Origin of the sequence: Pelosinus fermentans JBW45 (assembly GCF_000271665.2) — a bacterium.
GTDB classification, from domain to species: Bacteria; Bacillota; Negativicutes; order DSM-13327; family DSM-13327; genus Pelosinus; species Pelosinus baikalensis.
Genome location: NZ_CP010978.1, coordinates 5,236,553 through 5,257,089, shown reverse-complemented (window position 1 = coordinate 5,257,089; position 20,537 = coordinate 5,236,553). Strand labels below are relative to the sequence as shown.

The 20,537-nt window shown below is 42.5% G+C and carries 2 protein-coding genes; both read left to right on the top strand.

Going from position 1 to position 20,537, the window contains the following annotated elements:
- Positions 1–12 precede the first annotated feature (12 nt).
- Complete coding sequence (locus JBW_RS23070) at positions 13–1,806, top strand: fatty acyl-AMP ligase (protein ID WP_007954883.1); 1,794 nt, start codon at positions 13–15, stop codon at positions 1,804–1,806.
- Positions 1,799–20,527 (top strand): hybrid non-ribosomal peptide synthetase/type I polyketide synthase, encoded by an 18,729-nt coding sequence (locus JBW_RS23065; RefSeq protein WP_036680624.1) that lies wholly within the window; start codon positions 1,799–1,801, stop codon positions 20,525–20,527. Before JBW_RS23070 ends, JBW_RS23065 begins: the two co-directional genes overlap by 8 nt.
- Positions 20,528–20,537: the final 10 nt, after the last annotated feature.

The window sequence follows — 20,537 nt, the reverse complement described above, 5'->3', positions numbered from 1 at the left end:
GGAGGTTGGTTTATGAAAAACACAATTGCTGATTCGGTGGGAAAAGTTTCTTCATTGATAGAACTTCTCCAGTATCGAACTCTTGGGAATCCAGAAAAGCGGATATATACTTTTTTGACCAATGGAGAGACGGTAGAAAGCTATTTAACTTATAGGGAATTAGACCTGCGGGCCAGAGCCATGGGGGCTTTTTTGCAAAGTCTTGATTTGCGGGGTGAACGTGCTTTGCTGCTTTATCCCGCGGGACTGGATTATATCGTTGCTTTTATGGGATGCCTGTATGCTGGTGTTATCGCGGTACCTGCTTATCCACCAAGGCTTAATCGCAATTTACTAAGGCTCCAGAATATTGTACAGGATTCAAAAGCACAGGCAGTACTATCTACTTCATCTATTATATCAAAGTTTGAACCTGTGATTGCCCAGACACAGGGTTTATCCGAAGTGCAATGGTTAATAACAGACAAGATCAACACTGCAATTGCGAGTCGATGGCAGGAACCGTCAATAACGAAAGATACGTTGGCTTTCCTCCAGTATACCTCCGGTTCAGTAGGAGCACCAAAGGGCGTTATGGTAAGTCACGGGAACGTTCTTAATAATGAAAAGATGATTCAAACAGCTTTTGAGCTTCATGAGGAAAGCGTTAGTGTTGGATGGCTGCCCATTTATCATGACATGGGATTGATGGCCAATGTGCTTCAAACTATTTATTCTGGTAGTTCCTATATTTTTATGTCGCCCGTTGATTTTCTTCAAAAGCCATATCGCTGGCTAAAGGCAATTTCTGACTATAAGGGTACATTTTGCGGAGGTCCGAATTTTGCTTATGAGTTATGTATAAATAAAATTACCGAGGAGCAAAAGAAAACGCTGGATCTATCTTCATGGAAAACGGCTTTCAATGGAGCTGAACCTGTCCGCTATGATACCATTGAAAAATTTGGGGCGGCTTTTGAGTCAGTTGGATTCAGTCGGAAAGCTATTTATCCATGTTACGGTATGGCCGAAACTACGTTAATGATTTCTGGAGGCGCAGTAAGCGAACCTTTTGTATATAAGATGTTTAGTGCACAGGACCTGGAAAGAAATATTATCTCTACTGGTGATAAGAATGGTAAGGATCATGTTTTGGTAGGCTGCGGACATACTTGGCTGGACCATAAGCTTGTCATTACTGATCCTGAGACATTCGTTCGATGCTCACCTGATAAAGTAGGGGAAATATGGGTTTCTGGTCCCAGCGTCGCTCAGGGTTATTGGAATAACCCTGAGATTACCAAAAATGTTTTCCAAGCATATCTAGCTGACAGCGGTGAAGGACCTTTTTTAAGAACTGGGGATCTAGGTTTTATTCATAAGGGTGAGCTCTTTGTTACGGGACGCCTTAAAGATCTCATCATCATAAGGGGTACCAATCATTACCCACAAGATATAGAGCTAACAGTTGACCAATGTCATGAAGCAATCCGTCCTGGATGTTGTGCAGCCTTTTCTATTGACATTGACGGTGAAGAACGTTTGGGTATTGTCGCTGAGATTGAACGGCAATACCGACCTCGCGTAAATAAAAATCAGGTCGATGGTGAGCGACGGGAAAACGGTCCAAATAAAATCCTAGAAGAAATTTATACGGCGATTAAGAATAGCGTATTTGACAGTCACGAGCTTCAGATTCATGAAATATTGCTGCTTAAACCAGGCAGTGTTCCGAAGACTTCAAGCGGAAAAATTCAACGGCATGCCTGCCGTAGGGGCTTATTGGACGGAACGCTGCGCGCTGAAAGGGGAATCGTGAATGGATAAGGAGCACTTCGGGGTATCAGGAGAAACCAATATGAAAGCAGCAAGTACTGGAATTACAAAAACAAGTCAAGAAATTCAAAGCTGGCTGGTTTCTCAAATGGCGGAACGGTTGAAAATGGCAAAGTCTAAAATAGACATTCGTGAGCCGTTATCTGCTTACGGGTTAGATTCAGCTGAAGCAGTAACCATTACAGGGGAAATGGGAGAATGGTTAGGCAGAGATATCTCACCAACTTTAGTATGGGATTACCCTACGATTGATGGTATTACGCGATTTTTGACTAACACGCCTAACGATTCTGCTGCCAAGGATACAGGTAAGCAAGATCATATCGCAGAATCAATTGCGATCATTGGTATTGGATGCCGTTTTCCCGGAGCTAATGGACCTAGAGCTTTCTGGGATTTGCTCAAAGATGGTGTAGACGCGATAAGTGAGCGACCGTCAGATTATAGGAGAAATCAAGGATATTCGGAGCAGCCTTGCATCACAGGAGAGAAAATGAGCTGGGGCGGATATCTTAATAACATTGATGAATTTGATGCTCAATTTTTCGGTATTTCACCGCGGGAAGCTGCCAGTATGGATCCGCAGCAACGGTTATTGTTGGAAGTAGCCTGGGAGGCATTAGAAGATGCTGGGCAGGTACCTGAGCGCTTAAGCGGACAATCCGTAGGGGTCTTTGTAGGCATTTCCGGCTGCGATTATGGTACCATGTTAAGAACTTTCTCGGAAATGGATATTTATGCTGCCACTGGCAACGCTTGGAGCGTAGCTGCCAATCGTATTTCTTATTTGTTGAATTTTCAGGGCGCCAGTTTGTCAATTGATACGGCATGTTCATCTTCGTTAGTAGCGGTACATTTGGCTTGTAAAAGTTTGCAAAATGGTGAATCAACTCTTGCTTTAGCGGGTGGCGTCAATCTTTTGTTGTCACCGGAGGTGACAGAAGCTTTTGCCAAAGCAGGCATGCTAGCACCTGATGGTCGCTGCAAGACCTTCTCCGCAGAGGCAAACGGCTATGTTCGAGGCGAAGGTGCGGGAATTGTAGTACTAAAATCATTATCCAAGGCTCTTCAGGATAATGATCCAATTTATGCATTGATTCCAGGGAGTGCTGTCAACCAGGATGGACGCAGTAATGGGTTGACAGCGCCTAACGGTCCGGCCCAGGAAGAGGTACTGCGGGAAGCGTATAGACGGACTGGCATTTCTCCTGGGAAAATTCAATATATTGAAGCCCATGGGACAGGAACTTCTTTGGGGGATCCCATTGAGGCTAAAGCACTAGGAAAAGTGCTTGCGGCAGAACGTTCGCCCCAAAATCCTTGTTTAATTGGTTCAGCCAAGACCAATATTGGGCATATGGAAGCGGCGGCAGGTATAGCAGGGTTAATTAAAGTTGCTCTGGCAATGAAACATCGGCAAATTCCGGCCAGCCTTCATTTTGACAATCCAAATCCCTATATTCCATTTGAAGAATTACCTCTACGTGTACAAACAGAACTGGGGCCATGGCCAGACATGTCTTCTTCCCTCCTCGCTGGAGTGAGTTCTTTTGGTTTTGGTGGAACGAATGCTCATGTGGTTCTGGAAAGTTTTCAATCTACCTCTTTAAAAAAACATAATATGATGAATTATTTACCAAAGGAAAAGCAGCTGCTTCCTATTTCAGCGTCTAACCAGGAAGCTTTGTGTGATTTGGCACGGTCTTATCGAGACTATATAAGCGGGGAAGGCAAGAATTTTTCTTTGAAGGATATATGCTATACAGCCGGAGCCCGTCGCGGTCAGCATGATCATCGCTTGTCCTTGGTTGTCGGCTCAAAGGAAGATGTGGTAGATCATCTTGAGATGTATCTTAAAGGAGAGGCTTTCCCTAGTCTTCAATCTGGTCAAAGATCCTCTGGAGCTTCATCTAAATTGGTTTTCGTTTTTTCCGGACAGGGACCTCAATGGTGGGCGATGGGACGGGAACTTTTTCAAGAGGAACCAGTGTTTCGGGAGACAATAGAAGAGTGTGATGTGTTATTTAGTCAGCACGCAGACTGGTCATTGGTTACCGAATTAACAGCAATAGAATCTATGAGTCGCTTGGATCAAACGAAATTTGTCCAACCGGCTCTCTTTGCTGTTCAAGTAGCGTTAGCCAGGTTGTGGATAGTATGGGGTATTCAGCCAGAAGCCGTCGTTGGTCATAGTATGGGTGAGGTGGCAGCGGCATACATTGCGGGAGCCTTGAGCCTTTCTGACGCCGTGCGGGTTATTTTTCATCGCAGCAGGCTTATGCAGAGAACGACTGGTCAAGGGAAAACGGTGGCAGTCGAGCTTGCATGGGAAGAAGCCAAATCGCTGCTTGTTAACTATGAAAATAAGGTTTCTATCGCATGTTATAACGGTCCAACCTCGTTGGTTTTGTCCGGCGAACCTGCAAGTATTGAAGAAATTATGACGACCCTGGAACAAGGGAACATATTTTGTAAGGCTTTACCGGTAAATTATGCTTTTCACAGCTATCAGATGGAACCGTTGATGAGTGAATTGGCGGAATCTCTTCAAGGGCTGCAGTCACAAGCAGCGACGATTCCTATTTACTCAACAGTTACAGGACAGTTAATTGGGGGACAGGAACTTAGCGTTGATTATTGGGTAAGGAACCTCAGAGAATCGGTACTGTTTGCTGCTGCTGTGGATTGCTTAGTTGCAGATGAGTATAATGTGTTTTTAGAGATAAGCCCTCATCCGGTGCTTTCTAATACTGTTAAGCAAAGCATAAGCCGGCAGGATAGAAACGGAATTGTGTTGCCTAGCTTGCGCAGGCAGGAACCCGAGGGCGCTGCAATGCTCAATTCTCTAGGGCATCTATACACCCTTGGGTTTTCAGTGAACTGGGAGCAGCTTTATCAGGAAGGTGCACGGTGCGTTTCCCTGCCGACTTATCCTTGGCAGCGGGAGCAATACTGGTTTGAAATGAAAAAGAATACTCTCATGTATCCAATTCCTCAGCATACTGTTTCTGACGAATTGGATCGTTGGCTGTATAAGCTAGAGTGGCAGCCTAAGGAGTTAAGCAGAGAGGATCGGGTGGTGTCTGATAAGAAAGGGAAAAAAACCTGGTTGATTTTTGCCCAGCAGGAAGGCATTGGCGATTTGGTAGCTAAGGGCTTGACCGAACGAGGGGAAAGAACAGTATTGATCTACCCGGGACAATCTTTCCAATGTTTATCAGAAGATACATTTAGTATAAATTCATCACAGGAGGACTTGAAGCAGCTTTTGCATACGGTTCTGAATCCTGCTCTGGATGTTTGTCATGGAATTATACATACTTGGAGTATCGGTTCAAATGACAAAAATAATATAACCACAGTTGACCTGGAAAAGGCTCAAAATCTGGGATGTTTGCATGTTCTCCAGCTAATTCAAATTATCCAGGAGTTAAAAATAAATGGTAATAGAGCATTGCCTCGGTTATGGCTCATTACAAGGGGCAGTCAAGCGGTTTTGGAGGAAGGGGAGCCTGTGGATTTTATCCAGGCGCCTTTATGGGGGTTGGGACGGACAATTGCCATCGAACAAAAGGAATTGTGGGGTGGTTTGATAGATTTAGATCCTGAGGACCAAGGTGAACAGGCTGCAGACATGTTATTAGAAGATATTTTTGTTCAGGGAGGAGAAGATCAGGTTGCTTACCGGCAAAAAACGCGTTATGTAGCTCGGCTGAAACGCCATAGCTTGTCCTATGATCGAAATAATCCTTTCTATTGGCAGAGAAACGGCACATATTTGATAACTGGTGGACTTGGAGATTTGGGCATGCAGGTTGCACGCTGGATGGTGGAACAAGGAGCCAGAAGGCTGATTCTGATGGGGAGAACGGAGCTGCCGCCTCGCACCGCATGGGATAGCGTTCTTGAAAGCGAAGATCGGCTGTCCCATCAAATCGGAACCATTAAAGAACTAGAGTCTATGGGAGCCAGCGTTCATTTGGCAGCGGTCGATGTGGCGGATGAAGAGCAGCTTAAGAATTTCCTTGTAAGTTTCCGTGAAGAAGGCTGGCCACCGATAAGGGGTGTCGTTCATGCGGCAGGGACAGTGGCTGATCAATTACTGACAGAGTGTGATTCGGGCTCCTTTAACAAAGTTTTACGACCAAAGGTGCAGGGGGCTTGGCAGCTTCACCAGCTGTTAAAAGATGTCCCGCTGGACTTTTTCATCGTATTTTCATCAATTTCCACTGTAGTTAGTTCTCCGCGCTTAGGGAGCTATGCGGCGGCAAATGCTTTCTTGGATGCTTTGATGCACTATCGGCGTAATCTAAATTTACCAGCATTGAGCATTAACTGGGGGCCTTGGGCGGAAATCGGTATGGCAGCGCGCTTTAACATCCTGTCATCTACGACCAGTATGGGGATAAATGCGCTAACACCTGCGTGCGGATTACAGATATTGGATAATTTGATAAATACAGATATGACTCAGATTGTGGTCATGGATGTGGATTGGGAACGCTGGCGTATCATATACCAGCAGATTGGAAAATCTGAGCTGGTTGCCGATTTGCTGTTAGAGGAAAGCGAAGCTGCGGGAACGGTCAGTAATGCTATCAACCAGGAAAGCAGCATTCGTAAAGAGCTTATAGAGGCAAATGAGGGTGAGCACTACAACTTGTTAGAGAGTTATCTTTGTGAGCAGGTGAGTCAGGTATTGGGGATGTCCAAAGCAAAGCTGGATGTCCATACCTCTTTAAATAGTTTAGGACTTGACTCGATCATGGCTGTTGAGTTAAAAAACAGAATTGAAAAAGCGCTAGACGTAATGGTTCCAATGGTATATTTTTTACAGGGACCCAGCATTGCGGAAATGATTGCAAAAATCCAGGAACTATTGATAGTAGACGCTGGAATTTCTGGGATTCCTATAGCTCCAGAGCAGGAATATTATCCGGTATCATCGGCACAAAAGCGAATGTTTATCTTGAATCAGTTCGAAACGAAGGAGACTGTCTATAATAATTTTGTGGCCTTTAAGGTTGAAGGCGCCCTGAACAAGCACCAATTTGAGAATGTGCTCAACAGACTTATTCAAAGACACGAGACATTACGGACTTCTTTTGAGATCATTGACGGGGAGCCTGTCCAAAGGATTCATCAAGAGATGGAGTTTGCTATCGAATTTATTCAAGGGCAAAAGGAAGATATATCGGGCATCATTCAAGATTTTGCACGTCCCTTTGATCTAAATAAAGCACCGCTTTTTAGGGTGGGGCTGGTAGAAATGGCTGAAAATGAGCATGTCGTATTATTCGATATGCACCATATCATATCGGATGGTGTGACAGCAGAGATTTTTATAAAAGAGCTGGCGAGTTTATATGAAGGTCAGGAATTACCGGAACTAAGAGTCCAGTACAAGGATTTTGCCCTTTGGCAGAACAGTGCATTCCAAAGGGAGGCGTTAAAACAGCAGGAAGCATATTGGTTAAAAGCTTTTGCCGGAGAACTTCCAGTAATCAATATGCCAAGGGATTATCCAAGACCACTTGTTAGAAGCTTTGAAGGAGAGGTATTACGATTTACTCTGGGAGAAGAAGTGACGGGAGAATTGAATAAACTCGCCATGGAAACGGGTACGACGTTATATATGGTGCTGCTGGCGGCCTATAATGTTGTACTGTCCAAATATACCGGGCAGGAAGATATTATCGTAGGATCACCCATTGCAGGAAGACAGTATGCAGATTTGCATAATATTATCGGTGTATTTGTTAATACGCTGGCGATGCGAAATTACCCGGAAAAAAATAAAAGTTTCCTGGAATTTTTACAAGCGGTTAAAGAAAATGCACTCAAGGCTTATGAAAATCAGGATTATCAATTCGAAGAATTGGTGGACAAGCTGGATATACCACGGAATTTAAGCAGAAATCCGTTGTTTGATACGATGTTTGCTCTCCAAAATGTGGATATAGCGGAACTGAGCATTGGAAATTTGAGATTTTCCCGCTATGAATTCGACAATAAGATCGCGAAATTTGATTTAACCTTAGAGGCAATAGAAAGAAGCAGCCAGCTAGATTTTACATTAGAGTATGATACCAAACTATTTAAGAAAGAAACAATGGAAAGACTCAGTAGGCACGTTGAAAACGTATTAAACAGTATCGTAGAGCAGCCGCAAATTAAGTTAGCGGACATTGAACTTGTATCGAAAGAGGAAACATGTCAAATTCTTCTTGACTTTAATAATACGAAAACAGCCTATCCAAAGGAAAAGACCATCCAGGAACTCTTTGAAGAGCAGGTAGAAAAGAATCCCCACCATATTGCCGTAGTATTTGAAGAACAGCAGCTCACTTATCAAGAACTGAACAATAAAGCCAATCAACTGGCAAGAGTGCTAAGAAAAAAAGGCGTAGAAAAGAGTCGTATTGTCGGTATGATGGTGGAACGTTCACCGGAAATGATCATCGGTATCATGGGAGTCCTGAAGGCTGGAGGGGCGTACCTGCCTATTGATCCAGAATATCCGGAGGAAAGAGTCAGCTATATACTGGAAGACAGCGGGACAGGAATTTTAATAACCCATAAATACTTGGCGGCAGGAATCACCTTTAACGGGGACATCATTGATGTGGATGACTCGGAATTATACCAAGGGGACGCAACAAACCTAACAAAAGAAAATACCTCACAGGATTTAGCTTACGTGATCTATACCTCAGGTTCCACGGGAAAACCTAAAGGAAATCTGACCATGCATCACAATGTTGTCCGGGTTGTCAAAAATACGAACTACATTGAGATCAACGAAAAAGATGTACTGCTGCAGTTATCCAATTATGCCTTTGACGGTTCTGTATTTGATATATATGGCGCGTTGTTGAACGGAGCAAAGCTTGTACTGGTTGACAAAGCGAGCATCCTGGATATGAACAGGCTGGCCAAGGTGATCGAACAAGAAAAAGTAACAGTCTTCTTTATTACTACCGCTCTGTTCAATACGTTGGTGGACGTCAATATGGAATGTTTGAAAAATGTAAGAAAGGTGCTCTTTGGTGGAGAAATGAGCTCAGCAAGACATGTACGCAAAGCCTTCAAATATATGGGCAAAGGCAGAATTATACATGTTTATGGTCCCACAGAGAGCACGGTTTTTGCCACCTATTATGAGGTGAAACATATCGATGATGGAGAATTGAGCATACCTATTGGGGCTCCTATCGCCAATACCTCCATTTATATACTGGATCAAGGCGGAAATCTACAGCCAATTGGTGCTCCAGGAGAACTGTGTATATCTGGGGACGGTTTAGCTACAGGGTATTTGAACAGACCGGAATTGTCGGCTGAAAAGTTTGTAGCGGACCCATTCGTGCAGGGTGAGAGAATGTACCGGACAGGCGACCTTGCCAGATGGTTACCGGATGGCAATATTGAATTCTTAGGGCGAATTGATCATCAAGTTAAGATTAGAGGTTTCCGGATCGAATTGGGCGAGATTGAAGGCGAATTGTTAAATCATCTTTCCATAAAAGAAGCATTAGTTGTCGCGAAGGAAGAGATAACTGGCTATAAATATCTATGCGCCTACATTGTAGTCACGCAAGAGCTGACGGTAGCGGAAATTAAGGAACATTTAATAAAAACGCTGCCCGAGTACATGATCCCGTCAACCTTTGTACAGCTTGACAAAATGCCGCTAACGCCAAATGGCAAGATCGACAGAAAGGCATTACCGGAACCGGAAGGGAAAATGAGTACCGGGACAGAGTATGTAGCGCCGCGAAATGAAATGGAAGAAAAGCTGGCTACAATCTGGCAGGATGTTTTAGGGGTGGAAAAAGTCGGGATTGAAGATAATTTTTTTGAATTAGGCGGACATTCCCTAAAAGCCATAACCCTTGTCGCCAAAATCCACAAAGAATTCGGGGCAGAGGTGCCGCTGCAGGAGGTATTTAAAACCCAAACAGTCAAAGAACTGGTTAAGACAATCAAGGGTGCGGTACAAAATAGCTATGCGGCTATTGAATTGGCAGCTAAGCAAGAATACTATCCGGTATCTTCGGCACAAAAGAGAATGTTTATCCTGAACCAATTCGAAGCTAAGGATACTGCCTATAATATGCCAGCTGCATTTAAGGTAGAAGGTTCTTTAGATAAGGAACGATTTGAGCAAGCTTTACAAAAACTTGTTCAGCGGCACGAGACCTTACGAACCTCCTTCGAATTTATCAATGGAGAACCTGTACAAAGAGTTCACGAAGAATGTAATTTTACGATGAATTACCGTGAAGGGGCAAATCAAGATATACTAAATATTTTTCAAACCTTTATCCGTCCCTTTGATTTAGGCAAAGCTCCATTGCTTAGAGTAAATCTGGTAGAATTATCCACGAAAAATTACGTTGTATTATTTGATATGCACCATATTATATCCGATGGTGTATCTGTAGGAATTTTAGTTAAGGAATTGGCAAGCTTGTATGAAGGGCAGGAACTACCGGAGTTAAAAATCCAGTACAAAGATTTTTCGGCTTGGCAAAATAATCTGCTGGTCACCGAAAGTTTTAAACAGCAGGAAGCATACTGGTTACAGGCTTTTGCTGGAGAAATTCCGGTACTCAATATGCCAAGTGACTATACAAGACCGTCCATCAGAAGCTTTGAAGGCGATGAGCTGGAATTTGTCTTGGGAGAAGAATTGACAGAAGCGTTAAACAAACTTGCCGGTCAAACTGGAACGACCCTGTATATGGTGCTATTGGCAGCGTATAATGTAGCACTATCGAAATATACTGGTCAGGAAGATATCATCGTAGGATCGCCAATTGCAGGTAGATCTCATGATGATTTGGAAAATATCGTCGGTATGTTTGTCAATACATTGGCAATGAGAAACTATCCGGAAGGAAATAAAAGCTTTCTGGAATTTTTGCAAGAGGTCAAATTAAATGCACTCTCGGGCTATGAACATCAGGACTATCAATTTGAAGAACTGGTGGAAAAATTGGATATACCGAGAGATTTAAGCAGAAATCCTCTGTTTAGCACTTTATTTAGTCTCCAGAATGTGGATATAACAGAGCTTAAAATAGGAGAATTACAATTTTTAGCCTATAAACTTGACAATAAGACAGCGAAATTTGATCTAACCTTACGAGCGATCGAAAGAAATAACCGTCTGGAGTTTACGTTGGAGTACTATAACAAACTCTTTAAGCAAGAAACGATTGAACGATTTGGCAGACATTTTGTTAATCTACTAAGCAGCATCGTAGCTCAGCCAGAAAACAAACTGACGAGAATCAATATGCTTGCAGAGAATGAAAAGAGACAGCTATTGGTTGATTTCAATAACAAGGAAGCTGTCTATCCGACGGATAAAACAATTTCTGAGTTGTTTGAGGAACAGGTTAGAATAACACCCGATCACATTGCTGTAACTTTTGCAGAGCAGCATTTAACCTATGAAGAGTTAAATAACAAAGCCAACCAATTGGCGAAAGTATTAAGAAATAAGGGGGTACAGCCAAATAGCATTGTAGGCATCATGGTGGAACGGTCTTTAGGAATGATGATTGGGCTAGTAGGAATCTTGAAGTCCGGAGGAGCCTATCTACCCATTGATCCTGAGCATGGGAAAGAAAGAATAGCGTATATGCTCGAAAATAGCCAAGCTAAAATCCTTATTACACAAAATCGTTTTATCAGGCAGGCACCCGCAGATATAGGGATAGTTGACCTTGAAGATGAAAATATAGCTTGCGAAGAATCTTCAAATGTCAGTATCCTGAACAAACCTAATGATTTAGCCTATGTGATATATACGTCAGGTACGACCGGAAAGCCCAAAGGAGTTATGATTGAACAGCGTAATGTCATAAATCTGGTTTATGGTCTACGAGATCGTGTATATGGTGAATATGCTTCTGTTTTAAATGTAGCGTTATTATCGCCATATGTTTTTGATGCTTCAGTCAAACAGATTTTCCCAGCACTTTTATTAGGACATCATTTGTGCATCGTGCCAGAACATATACGATTTGAGCGAGCGGGATTACTCAATTTTTATCGCAAAAATGAAATTGATATTTCTGACGGAACACCAGCGCATCTTAGTGTGTTCAATTCCATTTCTAAAAGTGACGAATACTTAGGCGTCAAAGAATTCCTGATAGGCGGAGAAGCACTTTCCTATGCAGTGGTACAAGAATTTCTCAATCACTTTAACAATTCCCCAATTAAGATCACAAATGTTTACGGACCCACAGAGTGTTGTGATGTCGCCACTGTTCATGAGGTGGATTGTGGTGAAAATCATTCCGGAGATATCGTTCCTATTGGCAAGCCCATCTCCAACGTAAAAGTCTATATATTGGGAGAAGATTTATCGGTTCTTCCGGTAAATGCCATAGGAGAGGTCTATATTGGTGGACAAGGAGTCGGCAAGGGGTATCTAAACAACCCTGAATTAACGGCAGAAAAGTTTATAGATAATCCTTTCATACCAGGAGAGAGAATGTACAGGACAGGGGATTTGGCCAGATGGCTGTCCAATGGAACCATAGAGTTCTTTGGTAGAATAGATCATCAAGTCAAAATTCGAGGATTTAGAATCGAGTTAGGCGAAATCGAAGTCCAGTTACTAAATCATAAATGGATAAAAGAAACAGTTGTCATTGCCAAGGAGGATATAACTGGTCAAAAATACCTGTGTGCCTATATCGTAGCCGAGCAGGAGGTGACCATTGCAGAGCTCAGGGAACATTTAGCTAAGGTCGTGCCTGATTATATGATTCCAGCAAGTTTTGTCCAGCTTGAGAAGATGCCGCTAACCCTAAACGGGAAGATTGATAGGAAAGCACTGCCGGAGCCAGAGGGAAGGGGCAACACGGGAAGAGAGTATGTAGCACCGCGAAATGAAGCAGAAGAAAAACTGGCTAAAATCTGGGAGAATGTCTTAGGTATTGAAAAAGTCGGGATTGAAGATAACTTCTTTGAGCTTGGAGGTCACTCATTAAAAGCGGTAACTCTGGTAGCTAAAATGCATAAGGAATTTGGGGTCGAAGTGCCGCTCACGGAAGTATTCAAGGCACAGACTGTCAAAGAACTTAGCAAGGCTGTTGAAGGTGCTGTGCATACTAGCTATGCGGCTATCGAGCCAATTGCCAAGCAGCAATATTACCCGGTATCCTCAGCGCAAAAGAGAATGTTTATCCTGAGTCAGTTTGAAACAGCTGACACGACGTATAATATGCCAGCGGCATTTGAAGTAGAAGGTGCTTTAGACAAAGATCGATTAGAGAAAGTATGGCAAAAGCTTGTTCAGAGACACGAAACATTGCGAACTTCCTTTGAGGTCATCGACGGGGCACCGGTACAAAGGGTCCATGAAGAGATTAAGTTTACTATTGACTTAATCCCAGGGACAAAAGAGGATATACCGAATATCATCCAAACCTTTGTGCGTCCCTTTGATCTAAGCAAGGCTCCGTTACTTAGAGTGGGTTTGGTAGAACTAACCGAAAACCTGCATGTCGTGTTATTTGACATGCATCATATTGTATCTGATGGTGTATCCATGAGAATTTTAGTCAAAGAACTGACAAGGCTTTGTGAAGGTCAGGAATTGCCGGAACTGAGGATTCAATATAAAGATTTTTCGGCTTGGCAAAATAACCTGCTGACTACTGAAAGGTTTAAACAGCAGGAAGCATACTGGTTACAGGCTTTTGCAGGAGAACTTCCAGTACTTAATATGTCAAGTGATTATCCAAGACCAGCCATTCGGAGCTTTGAAGGGGATCGACTGAACTTTGAATTAGGAGAAGAATTAACAGGAGAGTTGAACCAACTTGCCATGGAAAACGGCACGACCCTGTATATGGTACTGCTGGCCGCCTATAATGTTGTATTATCAAAATATACCGGGCAAGAAGATATTATTGTAGGATCACCTATTGCAGGCAGACCCCATGCGGATTTAGAAAACATGGTGGGCATGTTTGTGAACACGCTGGCGATGCGAAATTATCCTGGAAAAAATAAAAGCTTCCTGGAATTTTTACAAGAAGTTAAAGTCAATGCCCTCATGGGCTATGAACATCAGGATTATCAATTTGAAGAACTGGTGGATAAGCTGGATATACCAAGGAATTTAAGTAGAAATCCGCTGTTTGATACGATGTTCGCTCTTCAAAATACAGATCATGCCGTACTAGCAATTGGAAATTTAAGATTTTCTCCTTATGAATTGGACAATAAAATCGCAAAATTTGATCTAACTTTAGAAGCGGCAGAAAGAAACAACCGTTTAGAGTTTACGCTGGAGTACGATAGTAAATTATTTAAGCCAGAAACGGCGCAAAGGATGAAAAGACACTTTGTTAGCGTACTGAACAGCGTCGTAGATCAGCCGGGAATTAAGCTGAGGGATATTGAACTGGTATCTGAGGAAGAAAAGCGTCAGATCTTTGTTGACTTTAACAATACGAAAACGGTCTATCCAAAGGATAAGACGATTCAAGAATTGTTCGAGGAGCAGGTTGAAAAAGCCCCGGATCATATCGCTGTAATCTTTGAGGAGCAGCTGCTTACCTATAAGGAATTGAATAATAAAGCCAATCAATTGGCAAGAGTGCTAAGAAATAAGGGGGTAAAAAATAACCGTATTATCGGAATGATGGTGGAACGTTCACCGGAGATGATCATTGGAGTCATGGGAATTCTAAAGGCCGGAGGAGCCTATATGCCCATTGATCCGGACTATCCAGAGGAAAGAATCAATTATATGCTGGAAGACAGCAAAACAGGAATTCTGGTTACGCAGCAATCGCTGAGGAAAAAAGTCGCGTTTATCGGAGATATCATCCATGTGGACGATCAGCAACTATACCGGGGCGATATTGAGAACGTAGTAAAAGAAAATACAGCCCAGGATTTAGCCTATGTGATCTATACCTCAGGGTCGACAGGGAAACCCAAAGGAAATCTGACCATGCATTACAATGTAGCCCGCGTTGTCAAAAATACAAACTATATTGAGATAACGAGCGAGGATGTCTTGCTGCAATTATCCAACTATGCCTTTGATGGTTCGGTGTTTGATATTTATGGAGCACTGCTAAACGGAGGGAAGCTTGTACTTGTTGACAAGGCGTGCGTGTTGGATATGAATCGGTTAGCCAAGGTGATCGAAAGAGAAAGAGTAACAGTCTTCTTCATTACCACTGCCCTGTTCAATACATTGGTAGATGTGAATATTGAATGTTTGAAAAAGGTAAGAAAAGTGCTGTTTGGAGGGGAACAAAGTTCGGCAAGACATGTACGCAAGGCCTATGAATATTTGGGAAGGGGCAGGATCGTCCATGTTTATGGTCCGACGGAAACCACAGTTTATGCAACTTACTATGAAATAAATCATCTTGCAGATAGTGACCTGAACATACCGATAGGGGCACCTATCGCTAATACCTCTATTTATATACTGGATCAGGCAGGAAAACTACAGCCTATCGGTGTTCCGGGAGAACTGTGTATCTCTGGCGATGGTTTGGCCAGAGGGTATTTAAATAGGCCGGAATTGACAGCTGAGAAGTTTGTAGAAAATCCATTTGCGCCAGGTGAGAGAATGTACCGGACGGGTGACCTTGCCAAATGGCTAACCGATGGCAATATTGAATTCTTAGGACGAATTGATCATCAAGTTAAAATAAGAGGTTTCCGGATTGAATTGGGTGAGATTGAAGCCGAACTGATAAAACATCCGTTTATAAAGGAAGCATTAGTGATTGCCAAAGATGATGTAAGCGGTAGTAAGTACTTGTGTGCTTATCTCGTAAGCGAGCAGGAACTTGCCAATACCGAGATTAGAGAGCATTTAGCGAGAAGACTGCCTGATTACATGATCCCATCGGTCTTGGTGCAACTTGACAAGATGCCGTTGACGTCCAATGGGAAGATCGACAGAAAAATGCTTCCTGAACCTGATGGTAGTATCAATGCTGGCACGGAATACGTAGCACCCAGGAACGCAGCGGAAGAAAAATTGGCTAAAGTATGGCAGGAGGTCTTAGGCGTTGAAAAAGTTGGGATTGAAGATAACTTTTTTGAGCTTGGAGGTCATTCGTTAAAAGCGATAACTCTCGTTGCTAAAATTCATAAAGAGTTTGGGGTCGAAGTGCCGCTGCAGGAAGTATTTAAAGCGCAAACGATCAAAGAGCTCATCAAAATCATGGAAGGTGCAGTAGAAAATAACTATGTAGCTATTGAATCGGTAACTGAGCAAGAATACTATCCGGTATCCTCAGCACAAAAGAGAATGTTTGTACTGAATCAGTTTGAAACAAAGGATATAACCTATAATATGCCCGCCGCCTTTGTGGCAGAAGGTTCTTTAAACAGGGAACATTTTGAGCAAGCCATACAAAAACTTGCTGAGCGGCATGAAACATTACGTACCTCTTTTGAACTAGTTGGTGGGGAGGCAGTACAAAGAGTACATCAAGAACTTGTTATTACCATTGACTGGTTGCAAGGAAAACAAGAAAATCCAGCTAAAATCGTTAACGATTTTATTCGCCCTTTTGATTTAAGTAAGGCTCCATTATTCAGAGTGGGCCTAATGGAAATGGCAGAGAACAAGTATATGGTGCTGTTTGATATGCACCATATCATATCCGACGGTGTATCCATGGGAATTTTGGTAAAAGAATTGGCTAGCTTATATGATGGTCAGGAATTACCGAATTTAAGAATCCAGTACAAAGACTTTTCGACTTGGCAAAATAATCTTCTGACAAGCGAGAATTTTAAAAAGCAGGAAGAGTACTGGCTGCAAACCTTTACGGGAGAAATTCCGGTACTCAATCTGCCAAGCGATTATCCAAGACCACCGATTAGAAGTTTTGAAGGTGAACGACTGGAATTTGTTTTGGGAGAAGAATTGATGGCGGAGTTAAACGAACTTGCCGGGCGAACTGGTACGACTTTATATATGGTACTGCTCACAGCATACAATGTTGTACTATCCAAGTATAGCGGTCAGGAAGACATTATCGTAGGGACGCCGATTGCAGGTAGGCCTCATGCGGATTTAGAGAATATAATCGGTGTATTTGTCAATACGCTGGCGATGCGGAATTACCCAGAAGGAAACAAAACTTTCCTGGAATTTTTGCAGGAGGTTAAGGAAAATGCACTTGCTGGTTATGAACATCAGGACTATCAATTTGAAGAACTGGTGAACAAACTGGATATACCGAGAAGCTTAAACCGAAATCCGTTATTTGATACCATGTTTACTCTGCAAAATGTAGACATATCAGCACTTAGAATGGGATATTTACAGTTTACCCCCTATGAACTTAGCAATAAGACGGCTAAATTTGATTTAACCTGCCAAGCTCTTGAAAGAAATAATCGCTTGGAGTTTACTGTGGAATATTATAGTAAGCTCTTTAGAAAAGAAACGATGGAACGCTTTGGAAAACACTTTATCAACACGCTTAAAGCTATTATCAATGAACCGCACATTCGATTAGCGGCAATTGAAATGCTGGCAGATGATGAAAAACAACAAATATTAATTGATTTTAATAATACTCAAAAGGTTTATCCGAAAAATAAAACTGCTTTAGAACTCTTTGAAGAACAGGTAGAGAACTTGCCGAGAGATACAACCGCAGTCGTGTTTGGAACACAGCGCCTAACCTATCAGGATTTGAACCGCAAAGGGAACCAACTGGCACGGATATTAGAAAATAAGGGCGTAAAACCACACAATATTGTAGGTATCTTAACCGATCGCTCTCCGGAAATGATGGTTGGGATGATTGGGATTTTAAAAGCTGGAGGAGTCTATCTGCCTATTGATCCGGATTATCCGGAGGAAAGAATCAGTTATATGCTGGCAGACAGCGGAGCCAATATCTTATTAACCCAGAAACACTTGGTTCATAAAGAAGTTTTTCATGGTGAAACCCTCCTGTTAGACGATGAAAATTTGTATTATGGAAATGATGATAATCTATATTTGAAAACGGATTCACAGGATTTAGCGTATGTGATTTATACCTCGGGGTCGACGGGAAAACCCAAAGGCGTTGAGATTGAGCATGCCAGTCTTGTTAATCTGATATCCTGGCATCGACGGGTATACAACATCACCCAGGAGGACAGGGCAAGTCAATTGGCCGGTCAAGCCTTTGATGCCGCTGTTTGGGAAATATGGCCGTATTTAGCCTCTGGTGCGGGGCTGTATATTCCTAATAAGGAAACCAGAATCTCTACAAACGGACTCATTAGGTGGCTAAAAGACAACGAGATTACAATAAGCTTTATGCCGACACCCATGGCAGAAGCACTCTTGGCTGAGGAATGGCCTCTGGATATATCTTTAAGGGCGCTATTGACTGGCGGGGATAAATTGCGTCGCAGGCCTTGCCGTGAATTGCCCTTTACCTTGCTTAATCATTATGGGCCTACGGAAAATACAGTGGTGGCGACTTGGACCAGCGTAAGTCCTGATGGGCATGAGGATATGCTTCCTTCTATAGGTAGTCCTATGGATAACGCCCAAATCTATATTGTGGATAGAAATAACAAATTGCAGCCCATCGGGGTAGCCGGAGAACTATGCATAGCGGGGGATGGATTAGCCAGAGGTTATTTAAATAGGCCGGAATTGACGGCAGAGAAATTTGTAGCAAATCCTTTTGTACCTGGTAAAAAAATGTACCGGACAGGCGATTTGGCTAGGTGGCTGCCAGACGGGAATATTGAATTCTTAGGCCGCATTGATCATCAAGTGAAGATTAGAGGCTTTAGGATTGAACTAGGCGAGATTGAAATTGGACTGCTGAACCATCCATCTATAAAAGAAACGGTTGTTATGACCAAGGACGATGGAAACGATCAGAAGTACCTGTGTGCTTATATTGTAGTCGAGAGGGAGCTTAGTGTTGCGGAGCTTAGAAAGTATTTAGGTGGAATTTTGCCGGATTACATGATTCCGTTGACTTTTATACAACTTGAGACGATGCCGTTAACGCCCAACGGGAAGATCGACAGGAAAGCACTGCCAGAGCCGGAAGAAAGGCTTGGAGCTGGAATGGAATACGCAGCACCGAGAAACAAAAGGGAAGAAACCCTGGCGCAAATTTGGCAGGATGTTTTAGGAATTGAAAAAGTAGGGATCGAAGATAACTTTTTTGAGCTAGGGGGACATTCCCTAAAAACAATAAATCTTGCAGCCCGAATTCATAAGGAATTTGGAGTAGAAGTATCTCTGCAGGATGTGTTTAAATCCCAAACCATTAAGGAACTGAGCAAAATGATTGAAGGCTCGGTACAACAAGACTATGCTGGCATCGAAAGGGTAACCCCGCAGGAATACTATCCGGTATCATCGGCGCAAAAGAGGATGTTTATCCTAAGTCAGTTTGCAAATAGCGGTACGACCTATAACATGCCCGCTGCTCTTGAGGTGGAAGGTTCTTTAGACAAGGATCGGTTTGAAGAGGTATGGAAAAAACTGATAGAGAGGCACGAAACGTTACGAACCTCCTTTGTTGTAATTGCTGGAGAACCAGTACAAAGAGTACATCCAAAAATTGATTTTACTATCGACTGCATACAAGGGGCTGAAAAAGATATACACGATATCATTCAAACTTTTGTACGTCCCTTTGATCTAAGTAAAGCTCCGTTACTAAGAGTGGGATTGGTAGAATTGACCGAAATAAATAAGCATATTGTATTATTTGATATGCACCATATTATATCTGATGGTGTGTCTATCGGGATTTTAATCAAAGAACTGGCAAGCTTGTATGACAGGCAGGAACTGCCGGAAATTAAAATCCAATACAAAGACTTTTCGTCTTGGCAGGACAATATGTTTCGGACTGAAGGATTTAAGAGACAGGAGGCATACTGGATGCAGACTTTTGCGGGAGAAATTCCCGTATTGAATATGCCAAGTGATTACTCACGACCAGCCGTCAGGAGCTTTGAGGGAGATCGACTGAGTTTTAGTTTAGAAGAAGAACTGACGGGAGAGTTACGCAAACTTGCCAGCCAAACCGGCACCACCTTATATATGGTATTGCTGGCGGCATATAACGTTTTACTGGCGAAACATGCTGGTCAAGAAGATATAATTGTGGGAACGCCCATTGCCGGCAGACCTCATGCAGACTTAGAAAATCTGGTGGGTATGTTTGTTAATACCCTGCCTATGAGGAATCACCCGGCAGGAGAGAAAAGTTTCTTGGAGTTTTTACAAGAGGTCAAAGAACATGCCCTCAGTGCCTATGAGCATCAAGACTATCAATTTGAAAAGCTGGTGGAAAAACTGGATATGTCCAGGGAACTAAATAGGAATCCGTTATTTGACACTATGTTTGCTCTACAAAACATTGAAATGAACCCACTGGAAATGGGAACGTTACGATTTATTCCCTATGAATGGGATAATAAAACAGCAAAATTTGATCTGACCTTATATGCGGCAGAAGGAAATGGCAGGTTGGAGCTGATGCTGGAGTATTATACTAAGTTATTTACCGAAGATACCGCGAAACGAATTTTAAATGACTATTGTAAAATTCTTCAGCAAGTTACGAAAAATAAAGACATCATAATAAAAATGATTTCTTTAGAAGAACAGTATGTGAAACGCAAAAGGATTCAACAGAATTTGGATTTTAATTTCTAAAACAAGTAAG

Excerpts from the sequence above, each read along its gene's own strand:
- JBW_RS23070 (WP_007954883.1), top strand. The coding sequence starts at position 13 with ATGAAAAACACAATTGCTGATTCGGTGGGAAAAGTTTCTTCATTGATA.
- JBW_RS23065 (WP_036680624.1), top strand. The coding sequence starts at position 1,799 with ATGGATAAGGAGCACTTCGGGGTATCAGGAGAAACCAATATGAAAGCA.